Source organism: Nostoc sp. CENA543, from assembly GCF_002896875.1.
Lineage (GTDB): Bacteria > Cyanobacteriota > Cyanobacteriia > Cyanobacteriales > Nostocaceae > Trichormus.
Map to the genome: position 1 here is coordinate 292,726 of NZ_CP023278.1, position 12,884 is coordinate 305,609.

The window sequence follows — 12,884 nt, forward strand, 5'->3', positions numbered from 1 at the left end:
AGGCTCACTAAAGACAATACACCCATCCTCGCTCCTTGGGGAAAATGCTTGAAGAATGCAAATGCTTAGTGTCTTAAACGCCTTTAATTCTTTTCCCCTAGCCGAATTAGAAGTGGGTCATCATTTCTACTGGCAATTGGGCAACCTCAAAATTCACGGGCAAGTGTTCCTCACCTCGTGGTTTGTGATTAGTTTGCTAGTAATAGCTTCACTAGCCGCCAGTCGCAACCCCCAAAGAATTCCCAGTGGCATCCAAAATTTGATGGAATATGCCCTAGAATTTATTCGGGACTTGGCTAAAAACCAACTGGGTGAGAAAGAATACCGCCCTTGGGTACCATTTATTGGTACATTATTCTTGTTTATCTTCGTATCGAACTGGTCAGGTGCGCTGATTCCTTGGAAGCTGATTAAGCTGCCATCTGGTGAATTAGCAGCCCCCACCAACGACATCAATACGACAGTCGCATTGGCATTGCTGACCTCTTTAGCATACTTTTATGCCGGATTCAGCAAGCGGGGTTTAGGTTACTTCAAGAAGTACATAGAGCCAACACCCGTATTATTGCCAATTGCTATTCTGGAAGATTTTACTAAGCCCCTCTCCCTAAGCTTCCGTCTTTTCGGAAACATTTTGGCGGATGAATTGGTTGTGGCGGTATTAGTGCTGTTAGTTCCTTTGTTCATTCCTCTCCCTGTAATGGCCTTGGGTTTATTCACCAGTGCTATCCAGGCGTTAGTGTTTGCTACCCTAGCCGGAGCATACATTCATGAGGCGATGGAAGGACACGGCGACGAGCATGAGGAGCATTAACGCCCTCAGTTGTTAGCACAGTTCAAAAAGAGCATTAACGCTCAAAATGTCGCCTGGCGCGATTTGTAAGAACTCGGTGCAGCGTGAAAAAACACGTCTTAACTAGTTAACTTTTGTTATTTCTGTACTTAAAGCAAGGAAAATCAACATGGATCCATTAGTTTCTGCTGCTTCAGTTCTAGCTGCTGCTCTAGCAATTGGTTTGGCTGCAATCGGCCCTGGTATCGGTCAAGGTAACGCTGCTGGTCAAGCAGTAGAAGGTATTGCTCGTCAACCCGAAGCAGAAGGCAAAATTCGCGGTACTCTGCTATTAACCTTGGCGTTCATGGAATCCCTGACTATTTACGGTCTGGTTATTGCCCTTGTATTGCTGTTCGCTAACCCCTTTTCCTAATCCCTAAAAGTTTGATCAATGTAGAGACGTGAAATTTCACGCCTCTACAAGAGATTTTAGATTTTGGATTTTGGATTTTGGATTATCAAAAGTTTTTGGTCAATGTTTTTAAGCTGGTGGGTAGAGTCAATCTCAAAATCAGCAATCTAAAAATGCTCAGAACAAGTTAACCCTTGGGTTAGTATGAATCCAAAATCGCAAATCTAAAATCCAAAATCCCTTGACCCTTGTTGGCTATGGGTCTCTAAAATATCAAAGGTTGGATGTAATTGTTAGCCATGAAAACTGCTACTCCAACCTCACGAGGAGAGAAATGTTTGATTTCGATGCTACCTTGCCATTAATGGCATTGCAGTTCTTGGTGTTGGCAGCATTGTTGAATGCTATATTCTATAAGCCAATTACCAAGGTACTGGACGATCGCGATAACTACATCCGCACCAATACCCTGGATGCAAAAGAACGCTTGGCGAAAGCTGAACGTTTAGCTCAAGAATACGAGCAAAAATTAGCAGATGCACGCAAGCAAGCACTAGCAGTTGCAGAAGCAGCCCAAACTGACGCTAAAACCATTACTGCCCAAAAGATTGCCGAAGCACAACAGGAAGCTCAAGCTCAAAGAGAAAAAGCTGCCATTGAAATCGAGCAACAAAAGCAAGAAGCTATGCGCTCCTTAGAGCAGCAAGTGGATAGCCTCAGCCAGCAAATTCTCGGAAAATTATTAGGGACAGCAGCTTAATGAGCTTCATATGCTCCTGCTCTGTCAAAAAATAAGCGCACCTGGGCAATATTCCCAGCGCGCTTAATTAAGTGTCAAGAAAGACATCTTTCTCATCGGGAAATGAAGACGCTTGATTTCTGATTAGGAAGTGAAGAGGTTAAAGTTTCCTGGGAGAAAATACAATGTACTAGCAAGCGAGCAGCGCACTTGTAAATGGGTATCATGGGCAATTTCTTATTACTTGCCGCAGAAGCGCACGCTGTTCACTCTGAGTTGGCAGAAGGCGCAGCAGAAGGTGGTTTCGGTCTAAACCTAGACATCCTGGAAACCAATGTCATTAACCTGGCGATTCTGATAGGCATACTATTCTACTTTGGACGTAAAGTTTTAAGCAATATCCTGACTGAGCGCAAGTCCAACATTGCTACAGCAATTCAGGATGCCGAAAAACGCTTAAAAGACGCACAAGCTGCTCTTTCCCAAGCGCAAGAACAGTTGACCCAGGCTCAGGCTGAAGCAGAGCGCATCCGCAAAGCAGCCGAAGAAAATGCCCAGGCAACTAAAGAAGCCCTATTGGCCAAGGCAGCGCAAGACGTAGAACGCTTGAAACAAACAGCAGCAGCTGATTTAAACACCGAAAGAGAGCGGGCGTTGACCGAACTGCGGCAGCGAGTAGCCGCCCTGGCATTACAAAAAGTCGAGTCACAACTGCGGTCGGGAATTGCTGACGATGTACAGCAAGCCATCATTGACCGTAGCATCGCTCAGGTGGGAGGACGGTAATGAAAAGTACTGTAGAAACAGCTGAAATAGCCCAGCCTTATGCACAGGCTTTAATGTCACTAGCAAAATCCAAAAATCTCACCGAAGAGTTTGGTAACGATGCTCGTACCTTAATTGACCTGGTGCAGAATTCTCAACAGCTAAAAAATTTCATAGATAACCCCTTTATTAAACCAGATACAAAAAAAGGGGTTATCTCGCAAATTTTGGGCGAGCAAGCTAACCCTTACTTACGCAACTTTTTGTTACTGTTAGTAGACAAACGACGCATTTTCTTCTTGGAAGAAATTCTACAGCAGTATTTAGCACTGTTGCGGCAGTTGAATCAAACCGTGTTAGCGGAAGTCACCTCTGCTGTTCCCCTATCACCAGAACAGCAACAGGCAATTGAGCAGAAAATTATCGCACTTACTAAAGCTCGTCAAGTAGAACTGGTAACTAAAGTTGACAGCGATTTAATTGGTGGTGTGATCATCAAAGTCGGCTCACAAGTAATTGATTCCAGCTTACGGGGTCAACTCCGTCGCCTGTCTTTACGCTTAACGAATGGCTAGAAGAAGCAGGGGAGCTTCAGGAGCAGGGAGCAGGGGAGAGTTGAAAACCATGCCCCATGCCCAATTCCCAATGCCCACTCTACTGATTACTATCAAATTCTTCCGTCTTGCAAGAAAAAAAGATACACCATGAGCATATCAATTAGACCCGACGAAATTAGTAGCATTATTCAACAGCAAATTGAGCAATACGACCAAGAAGTCAAAGTTGCTAACGTAGGTACTGTTCTGCAAGTTGGAGACGGTATTGCCCGGATTTATGGTCTAGAAAAGGCTATGGCGGGTGAATTGTTGGAATTTGAAGACGGTACTGTTGGTATCGCCCAAAACTTGGAAGAAGATAACGTGGGCGCGGTATTGATGGGTGAAGGCCGGGAAATCCAAGAAGGTAGTTCTGTCACCGCTACTGGTAGAATCGCTCAAATCGGTGTAGGCGAATCCTTGATTGGTCGCGTTGTTGACGCTTTGGGTCGTCCTATCGATGGTAAAGGTGATATCAAATCCAGTGAAAGCCGTTTGATTGAATCTCCTGCACCTGGTATTATTGCGCGTCGTTCCGTACACGAACCGATGCAAACCGGTATTACCGCTATTGACTCCATGATTCCCATCGGTCGTGGACAACGGGAATTGATCATTGGCGACCGTCAAACAGGTAAAACTGCGATCGCCATTGACACTATCATTAACCAAAAAGGCGAAGATGTAGTTTGTGTTTACGTCGCCGTTGGTCAAAAAGCTTCCACCGTTGCGAACGTAGTCCAAACCCTGCAAGAAAAAGGCGCGATGGACTACACCGTAGTAGTTGCTGCTAACGCCAGTGACCCTGCTACCCTGCAATTCCTCGCACCCTACACCGGCGCGACCATTGCTGAATACTTCATGTACAAAGGCAAAGCTACCCTGGTAGTTTACGACGACTTGTCCAAGCAAGCACAAGCTTATCGCCAAATGTCCTTGCTGCTGCGTCGTCCACCCGGACGGGAAGCTTACCCCGGAGACGTATTCTACATTCACTCCCGCTTGTTGGAACGCGCTGCTAAACTCAGCGACGAATTGGGTAAAGGTAGCATGACCGCACTACCCATCATCGAAACCCAAGCTGGTGACGTTTCTGCTTACATTCCTACCAACGTAATTTCGATTACCGACGGTCAGATTTTCTTATCTTCTGACTTGTTCAACGCTGGTGTTCGTCCGGCTGTAAACCCTGGTATCTCCGTATCCCGTGTAGGTTCTGCGGCGCAAACCAAAGCGATGAAGAAAGTTGCTGGTAAGATTAAGCTCGAACTAGCACAGTTCGACGACCTGCAAGCTTTCGCACAATTCGCTTCCGACTTAGATAAAGCTACCCAAGACCAATTAGCTAGAGGTCAACGCTTACGGGAACTGCTCAAACAGCCCCAAAACGAGCCTTTGTCCGTAGCTGAACAAGTGGCTATTCTCTACGCTGGTATCAACGGTTACTTGGATGATATCGCCGTTGACAAAGTTACCACCTTCACCAAGGGCTTCAGAGATTACTTGAAATCTGGTGCTAACCCTTACTACGCCGCAGTACAAGGCAGCAAAGTGCTAGGTGATGACGAAGAAAAATCCTTGAAAGCTGCTTTAGACGATTACAAAAAGACCTTCAAAGCAGCAGCGTAGTTGGTCATTAGTCATTGGTCATTAGTCATTAGTTCATAAATTAATGGCTATTGACTATGAATTTTCGACTAGAGACTATTGACTGGGAACTTAAGAGAATATGCCTAACCTAAAATCAATACGCGATCGCATTCAGTCGGTCAAGAACACCAAAAAAATTACAGAAGCGATGCGCCTAGTAGCGGCGGCGCGGGTGCGGAGAGCGCAAGAACAAGTGCTAGCAACTCGCCCCTTCGCTGACAGATTAGCGCAGGTGCTCTACGGTCTGCAAACACGTTTGCGCTTTGAAGAAGCCAACCTCCCACTCCTGAGAAAACGGGAAGTGAAATCAGTAGGGTTGTTGGTAATTTCAGGCGATCGCGGTTTGTGTGGCGGTTACAATAGTAACGTCATCCGTCGTGCTGAAAACCGTACAAAGGAACTGAAAGCAGAAGGTATTGACTACACCTTCGTCATCGTGGGACGGAAAGCTGCTCAATACTTCCAACGCCGCGACCAACCAATTGACGCTACTTACAGTGGTTTAGAACAAATCCCCACTGCTGAGGAAGCCACTAAGATTGCTGACGAGTTGCTGTCTTTGTTCCTTTCTGAGAAAGTAGACCGCATCGAGTTAATTTATACTCGCTTCGTCTCCTTAGTAAGTTCTCGTCCCGTAGTGCAAACTTTGCTACCTCTTGACCCCCAAGGTTTAGAAGCAGCCGACGACGAAATCTTCCGCTTAACAACTCGTGGTGGTCAGTTTGAAGTGGAACGGCAAAAAGTGACTAGCGAAGCACGTCCTTTACCCCGCGACATGATTTTCGAGCAAGACCCAGTACAAATTCTGGATTCCTTGCTACCTCTATATTTGGGCAACCAACTATTACGCGCATTGCAAGAATCTGCCGCTAGTGAACTAGCCGCGCGGATGACAGCGATGAGCAACGCCAGTGATAACGCTGGTGAATTGATTAAAAGCCTTTCCTTGTCTTACAACAAAGCCCGCCAAGCTGCAATTACTCAAGAGCTGCTTGAGGTTGTTGGTGGTGCAGAAGCACTCGGTTAGGAATAAATCAATTGCTAACTATAATTAATAGCTAATTGCTGGTGAGTTTAAAACTAGCGATTAGCTATTTTTAGTTTTGGGCATATGCGACAAACAAATGTGATACGAATCTTTGTAGTGCTAGTATTTCCATGAAGTTTGAAATTTCTACGCCCCTTGGCTTTACAGTGAGAACATCTGAAGAGTATTGGCAACGATTGATTATCAAGCATCCTGATATAGAGGAATTAGAGGAGCTAATTCAATCAGCTCTTGCTGCACCGGATGAAGTTCGACGCAGTAGCCGAGATGCAGAAGTATTATTATTTTATCGGGAACGGAAAGAAAAACGTTGGGTAGTTGCGGTGGCGCGACGCTTAAATGGAGATGGATTCCTGATTACAGCCTACCAAACAGATGCGATTAAGGAGGGCGAAACAGTGTGGCTCAAATAAAGGTGTTTTACGAACCAGAAATGGAGCTATTAAGTGTCTTTTGGCAAGTACCGAGAAAAAACCAAATTGCCACTGAGCTTGGAGACGGGGTGATTTTGATTAAAGATGGGGTGAGTGGCGAGCCAATTGGTATAGAAGTTTTGTCATATCATCCAGGAGACGATCGCTTTGATGCTGTGAGTGTTGAGCTAGGGCAAATAAGTTCAATGCAACCAGTTGCCTAACAATTCTAATGTATCAGACGGACAGGTGTGTAAATCTTTCCTTGTTTTACAACAAAGCTCGTCAAGCTGCAATTACTCAAGAGCTGCTTGAGGTTGTTGGTGGTGCAGAAGCACTCGGTTAGGAATAAGTCAATTGCTAACTATAATTAATAGCTAATTGCTGGTGAGTTTAAAACTAGCAGTTAGCTATTTTTAGTTTTTGAGATTCAGAAGTTGTAGCAAATTTTGAAGTTTGAAATTATTCCAATTTAAAGTTACAGAAGTGCCAATAGTTAACTCTCCCTCTTTTACTTTAGTTGTCAAAGAAGAGCCATCTTCAAGATTATGAAAAAGGGAATCTAAAAGCTGCAACTGATTTCTAGGGAGAGTTTAGTATATTTTATCATCTTCAATTCTAACTTCCTTTGGTAAAGCTCCATTAGGAACTTTACCTCCCAAGAAAATTTTCCAGCCAGCAATGAGATAACGGTAAACTATCGACTCAGTATCAAACTGAGGAGGCTTTAATAAGCGAATTTCTCCTTCAATGTCGTCTTTGTTAAGAGTTATTTTCTCAGGAGTAAAATGTAATTTTACTTGAATCTGATTGTACTCTATTGTTGCAATAAGCCCTTCCTCTAAGTCTGGTTCTAAGCTTTTTAATTGCTCAACTCTAGATTGTGCTTTTTTGCAGAGAAGTAAAACAACTTTTTTTCTTAAAGTCAACTGTTTCGCTTCTAGGCTAAACACAATATATTCTTCTAGACTTTTTTGTATAAGTTGTCTAGGTTCCTGAAATGTTGTTGTAATTTTGTTAAATACGCCCATATTTAGTCATTTAGGTAAGTTTATTAATAACTAGCAGTTAAAATCTCAAAATTGATAGAATCGATATAACTTAGATTGGTATTATTTCCATTTCAACAAAAAACTGGGATACCTTACACTACATAAAGAATATAAAAGTAATACCACCTCTATTTTTATGTGGATTAGTCACTAGTAATGTTAAAGAATTAACTACTAACATCGACATAATCTTTATCTCTATAGAGTAAGCATTATGAGCTTATCCCAGTTTTTTTGTGATTTACTACAATCTTGTCTTGTAACTTAATTAGAGAGAACTAGCTATCACTTTTGTCTTTGTCATTACTATTTATTTCATCTCCTAGACTATCAGCTACCCAACTCGCACCAGCCCCAGCAGCCGTAAGTCCAATAACAGCAACTACCCCTATGGGTGCAAGCATAGCCGCAGCACCAACACCAGCAGCGACTGTTGCAGCTTTAACCACTTTTCCTGGTGTAATCTTGTCAATTCCAAACATAATGAGCCTCTAAAAACATTTAAGTTCCTATTTTTAAGTATTCCCGTAAAATTTGGTGGAATTATCATCCTGATAAAACTATTATCTAAAGTTGGTATTGAAGTGAGATTAAAAATACTGTTGCTAGATAGTAGTGCATACTTATGATTTTGAGTAGCAACATTTAGATTACAAAACAATAAAAATAACAAACTTGGACATTTTCTGTTATTACCGATAGGATGATTGGTATCAGCCTATCAAGAGGTAGCAGATGAACGTTTCTTTAACCCCCGAATTGGAAAAGTGGGTGCAATCGAAAGTTGAAAGCGGGATGTATACTTCTGCAAGTGAAGTTATCCGTGAAGGTTTACGACTCCTCAAAGAACAAGATGCTTTAAAAGAAATACGTTTAGCAGAATTGCGCCGTGAGATTCAGCAGGGAATTAATAGTGGCGAATCTACACCCCTCAACATGGATGATGTTATAGGCAGAGCTAACACGTTTAAGCAACCATAGGTAAAAACTGTAAACATCCAACTAAAAGCGGAATATGAACAATTTATACAAACCAGGATTGCTACAGGTAGATATGAAAATGCTGAAGATGTGATTACCAAAGCATTGAAATTGCTGGAGGAATGGGAGAAAGGTTATCAAGAATGGGAAAAAGAAACTGAGAAAAAACTAGCTGCTGGGCTTGCTGCTATCGAACGTGGAGAAATTGAGGATGCTGGAGTAGTGATGGCGCGACTAGAAGATAAATTACGCCAAGCCCGTGAAACTCAAAGATAATGCAATACTTTTTATACTACTCATTCCTAATGTAGCTCTAGCCTTCCCCACAAGCGAATCAGTGATTGAAAACGCTGAGGCTAGCAAGACTAAACTAAAAGCGATCGCCTGCAAAACCAATTTTCCTATAACTGTGTTTGTCTAGGTAGGGAATCGGTAAAGCAAATAAAATAGAGAGGAAAACTCGAATACCCAGAGTTAATAGCATGGTTTCCTCAGAACTAATCTCGACATTACGGGGTCTGAGTCGTGCAGACAAATTCCATGTCATGCAAATTTTAATCTCAGAACTAGCAAAACAAGAAACGGATCTAATTCAACCAAACCAGTCTTATCCAGTGTGGTCGCCCTATGATGCAGTAGAAGCAGCAGACACTATGCTACGAGTGCTACAAGACACTCAAAATCAAGACCATGCGTAATGCTGAACGATATCCATTTGTTTCTAGTGATGCTACATCAGGGGAAGCCAGCTTTCGTCCACATTTGCCTCTGAGCCTGATTTATCAACAAAAAACCGTAGAAACATTAGGTTTATTGGACACTGGTGCAAGTGTCAATGTACTTCCTTATCCAGTGGGAATTGAGCTTGGTTATGAATGGGAACGCCAGACAACAGCACTGAGTTTGACAGGAAATCTTGCTCAGTATGAAGCGCGAGTTGTGCTTGTGCAAGCTATTGTTGGACGGTTTGAGGCTGTAAAATTAGTATTTGCATGGACGCAAGCTACAAATTTGCCGCTCATTTTGGGTCAAGTCAACTTCTTTATGGAATTTGATGTGTGTTTCTACCGTTCTCAGTTACAGTTTGATATCAAACCAAAGTCCTATCAGTCTTAAATTGGGATCAGAGTATTTTGCGATCGCTCTACTCGAAAACAGTTTTAATCCTTATTCCTTTTGTCAGGACAATGTGTGGATGCTAACTTAGGTGTTGAGAGTAAAATCTATATACACTGAAGTTATGAGTCACTCACCGGAGTCTAGAACCGAACGGATAGACATTCGTAAAAGTTCTACTGTCAAAAAACTATCGCAGCAAGCTGCGGCTGCAAGTCATAAAAATGTGAGTTCTTGTTAGAACACGGTTTAATTGCGGCTCAAAATGCTTTAACAAATCGTAAAGTCTTTGCCCTAGATGATGAACAATGGCAAGCTTTTCAAAATGCCCTTGACGCTCCCACAGCAGAAAAACCCCGCTTGCGTCGTCTATTAAATGAGCCTAGCGTATTTGAGTAATTTCCCTTGAATAATCTGTATATTGAGAAATTATTAAAAGAATGTATCAAACGTGTCAACGCAGCCGCAGACATTTTAGGGATTCGTACTTTGCTAGTTCATGCTAAAGACGAGCAAGCACGAGCATGGTATGAAAATTTTGATTTTGAACCTAGTCCGACTGATCCTTTACATCTATTTTTAATGTTGAAGGATATTCGGAAAATGTTAGAGTAATCTTCCTGATGTCAGTTTGGATTGATGGCGATCGCCAAGCTGCAATTACTCAAGAGCTACTTGAGGTTGTTGGTAGTGCAGAAGCACTCGGTAAGGAATAAGTCAATTGCTAACTATAATTAATAGCTAATTGCTAGTGAGTTTAAAACTAGCAGTTAGCTATTTTTGCTTTTGGCGATTGGATTTTAGTTTTGGGTTGCTCAACGGTCGCAAAAATGATTGATGGCGACTACCATAAGCTATAGAGCAGGAGTAGTGTTTGATGGTTAAACCAACTGTTCCAACACCAACAATCAGCAGAAAGTTTATGCGCTGGTTGCTGGAAGAAGACCGACAAGAAAAAGAAAGATCACACCATCACGAAGAAATACATCGCCAACATCCCTGGTGGCAAGTGATGTGCCTAACTGGTGTCGATTATTTTTCCACCCTTGGCTATCAACCTGGGATTGCAGCATTAGCAGCAGGTGTTCTTTCTCCCATTGCCACCTTGATTTTAGTCTTGTTGACACTGTTTGGCGCATTACCGATTTATCGCCATGTTGCTGCTAAAAGCCCCCACGGCGAAGGTTCAATTGCCATGCTTGAGCATTTGCTTTCATGGTGGCAAGGTAAATTATTTGTGTTGTGCTTACTGGGGTTTGTCGCCACCGATTTCATCATCACTATTACCCTGTCGGCTGCCGATGCTACGGCTCATATTGTCGAAAATCCTTTCGCCCCAACGTGGCTACACGGTCAGCAAATAGGCATAACCCTGATCTTGGTGTCACTATTAGCCATAGTCTTCCTCAGAGGCTTCCGAGAAGCAGTTGGAATAGCAGTATTTTTAGTGGGAGTTTATCTGCTCTTCAACTTGATTGTAATTTGTGTTGGGCTGTATCAGATTGTCATTGATCCATCTGTGATTACTAATTGGCAAACAGCACTTTTTGCACGCCATCCCAATTTTGTAGTCATGTTTGGCGTAGCTGTTCTACTCTTTCCGAAGCTAGCACTAGGATTATCAGGCTTTGAAACTGGTGTTGCCGTTATGCCGCTTGTTAAAGGCCAAAGCAGCGACGATCCCTACTTTCCCAGGGGGCGTGTTCGTAATACACGCAAACTGCTAACTACTGCGGCTTTAATTATGAGCTTTTTTTTAATTACCAGCAGTTTTATTACGACTGTTTTAATTCCGTCCGCAGAATTTCAAACAGGAGGTAAGGCGAATGGACGTGCTTTGGCATATCTGGCACATCAATATCTAGGAAACTGTTTCGGTACACTTTATGATCTAAGCACTATTTCTATATTGTGGTTTGCCGGCGCATCGGCAATGGCAGGACTGCTGAATATTGTGCCTCGCTATTTACCGCGTTATGGGATGGCACCAAATTGGGTATTAGTAACGCGTCCGTTAGTGTTAGTCTATACGATTATTGCGTTCGGGGTGACAATTATCTTTCGGGCAAATGTGGAAGCCCAGGGTGGAGCATATGCGACAGGTGTATTGGTGTTGATGAGTTCAGCTGCGATCGCTGTTACCCTATCAATTCATTATCAAAGAGGGAAGCGGCGAACAATACTTTTTGGGCTGATCACACTGTTGTTTATATACACCACGATTGTCAATATTATGGAAAGACCAGAAGGACTCAGAATCGCGACATTTTTCATAGTTAGTATTATTTTCACCTCCCTGATTTCACGGGTTTGGCGTTCGACGGAACTACGAGTAGAACGGGTTGAAATTGACGAAATAGCCCAAAGCTTCATTGCCGAAGAAAGTCAAGGTGCAATCCGCATTATTGCCAATCGACTGAATACAGGTGATGAGCAAGAGTATTTTCTCAAAGAGAAAGAAGTACGCGAGGATAACCATATTCCGCCTACCGACCCTATCCTCTTCTTAGAAATTTTAGTATCCGACCCTTCAGAATTTACGAATGTGATCAGAGTCCAAGGGTTACAAGTGGGTAAGTATCGGATTTTACGGGCGCAAGCTACAGCAGTCCCCAATGCGATCGCCGCCTTACTTCTTTATATTCGCGATCAAATCCATAAAACTCCTCACGCTTACTTCGGTTGGCCAGAAGGAAATCCCATCCAATACTTACTGCGTTTTATCTTATTTGGTGAGGGTGATATTGCTATTGTGACGCGTGAAGTATTGCGTCGAACTGAGAAAGACCCTGAACGCCGCCCTGCTATTCATGTTGGAGGTTAAGTAGATTGTCAAGGAACATTTCGGAAATGGCGATCGCTTTTCCTCAACTACTCGCCAAAATCCCACCGTGTTTACCCACAACTGTAAAATCGCGTATTATAATGAGAGTATAGAGACATGGGTCCGTAACGGTTTCGACAGGTTGGCGAACGCTGCTCTATGATTCAGGTCGAGAGTGAGTCACCTCTCGCAAATCAAGGCTCAAAACAAAAGTAAATGCGAATAACATCGTAAAATTTGCTCGTAAGCCTGCTACTGTTGCAGTTGCCTAATAATCTCTTATAGATTCGAGCGTCTTTAGTTTGACTCCGTTAAGGACTAAAGACCAACCCCCAACGGACGCTCTAGCAAGTGTTCTCTGGTTGGCTTGCTAGCTAAGACTTAATCAGAGCATCCTACGTTCGGGATAATGAACGATTCCCGCCTTGAGGGTCAGAAAGGCTAAACCTGTGAACGAGTGGGGGGTCAATACCCAATTTGGACAGCAGTTCGACTCTGCTCGGATCCACTGAA

20 protein-coding genes, 1 other RNA gene and 1 pseudogene are annotated in these 12,884 nt (G+C 43.0%); 19 read left to right on the forward strand and 3 right to left on the reverse strand.

The features are described 5' to 3' along the window. The first annotated feature begins 55 nt into the window (after positions 1–55). The 10 genes and pseudogenes from atpB to CLI64_RS01285 all read left to right on the forward strand — a co-directional run. Positions 56–814, forward strand: coding sequence for a F0F1 ATP synthase subunit A (gene atpB / locus CLI64_RS01240; RefSeq protein WP_192881658.1), 759 nt, complete (start codon positions 56–58; stop codon positions 812–814). Positions 815–962: 148 nt separating this feature from the next. Next, positions 963–1,208, forward strand: coding sequence for an ATP synthase F0 subunit C (gene atpE, locus CLI64_RS01245; protein ID WP_008233924.1), 246 nt, complete (start codon positions 963–965; stop codon positions 1,206–1,208). Positions 1,209–1,521: 313 nt separating this feature from the next. After that, positions 1,522–1,947: a F0F1 ATP synthase subunit B' gene (locus CLI64_RS01250; RefSeq protein ID WP_103135532.1), complete on the forward strand. Its 426-nt coding sequence runs from the start codon at positions 1,522–1,524 to the stop codon at positions 1,945–1,947. Positions 1,948–2,142: 195 nt separating this feature from the next. After that, positions 2,143–2,712: a F0F1 ATP synthase subunit B gene (locus CLI64_RS01255; protein ID WP_103135533.1), complete on the forward strand. Its 570-nt coding sequence runs from the start codon at positions 2,143–2,145 to the stop codon at positions 2,710–2,712. Next, complete coding sequence (atpH, locus tag CLI64_RS01260; protein ID WP_103135534.1) at positions 2,712–3,266, forward strand: ATP synthase F1 subunit delta; 555 nt, start codon at positions 2,712–2,714, stop codon at positions 3,264–3,266. Before CLI64_RS01255 ends, atpH begins: the two co-directional genes overlap by 1 nt. Before the next feature lie 129 nt (positions 3,267–3,395). Next, the gene (gene atpA, locus CLI64_RS01265; protein WP_103135535.1) at positions 3,396–4,916 is read left to right on the forward strand and encodes a F0F1 ATP synthase subunit alpha; all 1,521 of its coding nucleotides are present in this window, start codon (positions 3,396–3,398) and stop codon (positions 4,914–4,916) included. Positions 4,917–5,016: 100 nt separating this feature from the next. Next, positions 5,017–5,964, forward strand: coding sequence for a F0F1 ATP synthase subunit gamma (locus tag CLI64_RS01270; RefSeq protein ID WP_103135536.1), 948 nt, complete (start codon positions 5,017–5,019; stop codon positions 5,962–5,964). 131 nt (positions 5,965–6,095) lie between these two features. Continuing rightward, a complete protein-coding gene (locus CLI64_RS01275) occupies positions 6,096–6,398 on the forward strand; it encodes a hypothetical protein (RefSeq protein WP_103135537.1) in 303 nt (100 codons plus the stop codon). Then, complete coding sequence (locus CLI64_RS01280; RefSeq protein WP_103135538.1) at positions 6,386–6,622, forward strand: hypothetical protein; 237 nt, start codon at positions 6,386–6,388, stop codon at positions 6,620–6,622. The genes CLI64_RS01275 and CLI64_RS01280 overlap by 13 nt, the downstream gene beginning before the upstream one ends. A 32-nt stretch (positions 6,623–6,654) precedes the next feature. Further along, a pseudogene (locus tag CLI64_RS01285) lies at positions 6,655–6,744 on the forward strand (F0F1 ATP synthase subunit gamma); the annotation flags it as partial. Positions 6,745–6,991: 247 nt separating this feature from the next. On the opposite strand, the gene CLI64_RS01290 reads toward CLI64_RS01285, so the two are convergent. Beyond that, complete coding sequence (locus CLI64_RS01290) at positions 6,992–7,429, reverse strand: hypothetical protein (protein ID WP_225977473.1); 438 nt, start codon at positions 7,427–7,429, stop codon at positions 6,992–6,994. Between the two features lie 299 nt (positions 7,430–7,728). Continuing rightward, positions 7,729–7,932 (reverse strand): hypothetical protein, encoded by a 204-nt coding sequence (locus CLI64_RS01295; RefSeq protein ID WP_103135539.1) that lies wholly within the window; start codon positions 7,930–7,932, stop codon positions 7,729–7,731. Between the two features lie 253 nt (positions 7,933–8,185). Here CLI64_RS01295 and CLI64_RS01300 point away from each other — a divergent pair, with 253 nt between their 5' ends. Together CLI64_RS01300 and CLI64_RS01305 are read left to right on the forward strand one after the other, a co-directional pair. After that, a complete protein-coding gene (locus tag CLI64_RS01300; RefSeq protein ID WP_103135540.1) occupies positions 8,186–8,431 on the forward strand; it encodes a type II toxin-antitoxin system ParD family antitoxin in 246 nt (81 codons plus the stop codon). Between the two features lie 15 nt (positions 8,432–8,446). Beyond that, a complete protein-coding gene (locus CLI64_RS01305) occupies positions 8,447–8,707 on the forward strand; it encodes a type II toxin-antitoxin system ParD family antitoxin (protein WP_103135541.1) in 261 nt (86 codons plus the stop codon). A 94-nt stretch (positions 8,708–8,801) separates the two neighbouring features. Here the strand turns inward: CLI64_RS01305 and CLI64_RS31150 are convergent, their stop codons facing one another. Then, positions 8,802–8,978 carry a hypothetical protein gene (locus CLI64_RS31150; protein WP_192881752.1) on the reverse strand — a complete coding sequence of 59 codons (177 nt, stop codon included), beginning with the start codon at positions 8,976–8,978 and terminating at the stop codon, positions 8,802–8,804. Here CLI64_RS31150 and CLI64_RS01310 point away from each other — a divergent pair. From CLI64_RS01310 to ssrA, 7 genes are all read left to right on the forward strand, one after another. Next, entirely contained in the window at positions 8,977–9,129 is a 153-nt protein-coding gene (locus CLI64_RS01310) for a hypothetical protein (protein ID WP_225977474.1), read from the forward strand. The two genes, CLI64_RS31150 and CLI64_RS01310, sit on opposite strands and share 2 nt — an antisense overlap. Next, positions 9,122–9,547: a hypothetical protein gene (locus CLI64_RS01315; protein ID WP_103135543.1), complete on the forward strand. Its 426-nt coding sequence runs from the start codon at positions 9,122–9,124 to the stop codon at positions 9,545–9,547. The genes CLI64_RS01310 and CLI64_RS01315 overlap by 8 nt, the downstream gene beginning before the upstream one ends. 234 nt (positions 9,548–9,781) lie before the next feature. Further along, entirely contained in the window at positions 9,782–9,946 is a 165-nt protein-coding gene (locus CLI64_RS31420; RefSeq protein WP_225977475.1) for a DUF1778 domain-containing protein, read from the forward strand. A 6-nt stretch (positions 9,947–9,952) separates the two neighbouring features. Then, positions 9,953–10,162 carry a hypothetical protein gene (locus CLI64_RS01325; protein ID WP_225977476.1) on the forward strand — a complete coding sequence of 70 codons (210 nt, stop codon included), beginning with the start codon at positions 9,953–9,955 and terminating at the stop codon, positions 10,160–10,162. 8 nt (positions 10,163–10,170) lie between these two features. Beyond that, a complete protein-coding gene (locus CLI64_RS30580) occupies positions 10,171–10,263 on the forward strand; it encodes a F0F1 ATP synthase subunit gamma (protein WP_157943177.1) in 93 nt (30 codons plus the stop codon). A gap of 161 nt (positions 10,264–10,424) precedes the next feature. Beyond that, on the forward strand, positions 10,425–12,371 hold the full coding sequence (locus tag CLI64_RS01330) for an amino acid transporter (protein ID WP_103135544.1): 1,947 nt from the start codon (positions 10,425–10,427) through the stop codon (positions 12,369–12,371). A gap of 119 nt (positions 12,372–12,490) precedes the next feature. Continuing rightward, positions 12,491–12,882: a transfer-messenger RNA gene (gene ssrA, locus CLI64_RS01335) on the forward strand. The last annotated feature ends 2 nt before the right edge of the window (positions 12,883–12,884 follow it).

Excerpts from the sequence above, each read along its gene's own strand:
- CLI64_RS01270 (WP_103135536.1), top strand. The coding sequence starts at position 5,017 with ATGCCTAACCTAAAATCAATACGCGATCGCATTCAGTCGGTCAAGAAC.
- CLI64_RS01295 (WP_103135539.1), bottom strand. The coding sequence starts at position 7,932 with ATGTTTGGAATTGACAAGATTACACCAGGAAAAGTGGTTAAAGCTGCA.
- atpA (WP_103135535.1), top strand. The coding sequence starts at position 3,396 with ATGAGCATATCAATTAGACCCGACGAAATTAGTAGCATTATTCAACAG.
- atpH (WP_103135534.1), top strand. The coding sequence starts at position 2,712 with ATGAAAAGTACTGTAGAAACAGCTGAAATAGCCCAGCCTTATGCACAG.
- atpE (WP_008233924.1), top strand. The coding sequence starts at position 963 with ATGGATCCATTAGTTTCTGCTGCTTCAGTTCTAGCTGCTGCTCTAGCA.
- CLI64_RS01330 (WP_103135544.1), top strand. The coding sequence starts at position 10,425 with ATGGTTAAACCAACTGTTCCAACACCAACAATCAGCAGAAAGTTTATG.
- atpB (WP_192881658.1), top strand. The coding sequence starts at position 56 with ATGCAAATGCTTAGTGTCTTAAACGCCTTTAATTCTTTTCCCCTAGCC.
- CLI64_RS01310 (WP_225977474.1), top strand. The coding sequence starts at position 8,977 with ATGCAAATTTTAATCTCAGAACTAGCAAAACAAGAAACGGATCTAATT.
- CLI64_RS30580 (WP_157943177.1), top strand. The coding sequence starts at position 10,171 with ATGTCAGTTTGGATTGATGGCGATCGCCAAGCTGCAATTACTCAAGAG.
- CLI64_RS01290 (WP_225977473.1), bottom strand. The coding sequence starts at position 7,429 with ATGGGCGTATTTAACAAAATTACAACAACATTTCAGGAACCTAGACAA.
- CLI64_RS01250 (WP_103135532.1), top strand. The coding sequence starts at position 1,522 with ATGTTTGATTTCGATGCTACCTTGCCATTAATGGCATTGCAGTTCTTG.
- CLI64_RS31150 (WP_192881752.1), bottom strand. The coding sequence starts at position 8,978 with ATGACATGGAATTTGTCTGCACGACTCAGACCCCGTAATGTCGAGATT.
- CLI64_RS01275 (WP_103135537.1), top strand. The coding sequence starts at position 6,096 with ATGAAGTTTGAAATTTCTACGCCCCTTGGCTTTACAGTGAGAACATCT.
- CLI64_RS01255 (WP_103135533.1), top strand. The coding sequence starts at position 2,143 with ATGGGTATCATGGGCAATTTCTTATTACTTGCCGCAGAAGCGCACGCT.
- CLI64_RS01315 (WP_103135543.1), top strand. The coding sequence starts at position 9,122 with ATGCGTAATGCTGAACGATATCCATTTGTTTCTAGTGATGCTACATCA.
- CLI64_RS01300 (WP_103135540.1), top strand. The coding sequence starts at position 8,186 with ATGAACGTTTCTTTAACCCCCGAATTGGAAAAGTGGGTGCAATCGAAA.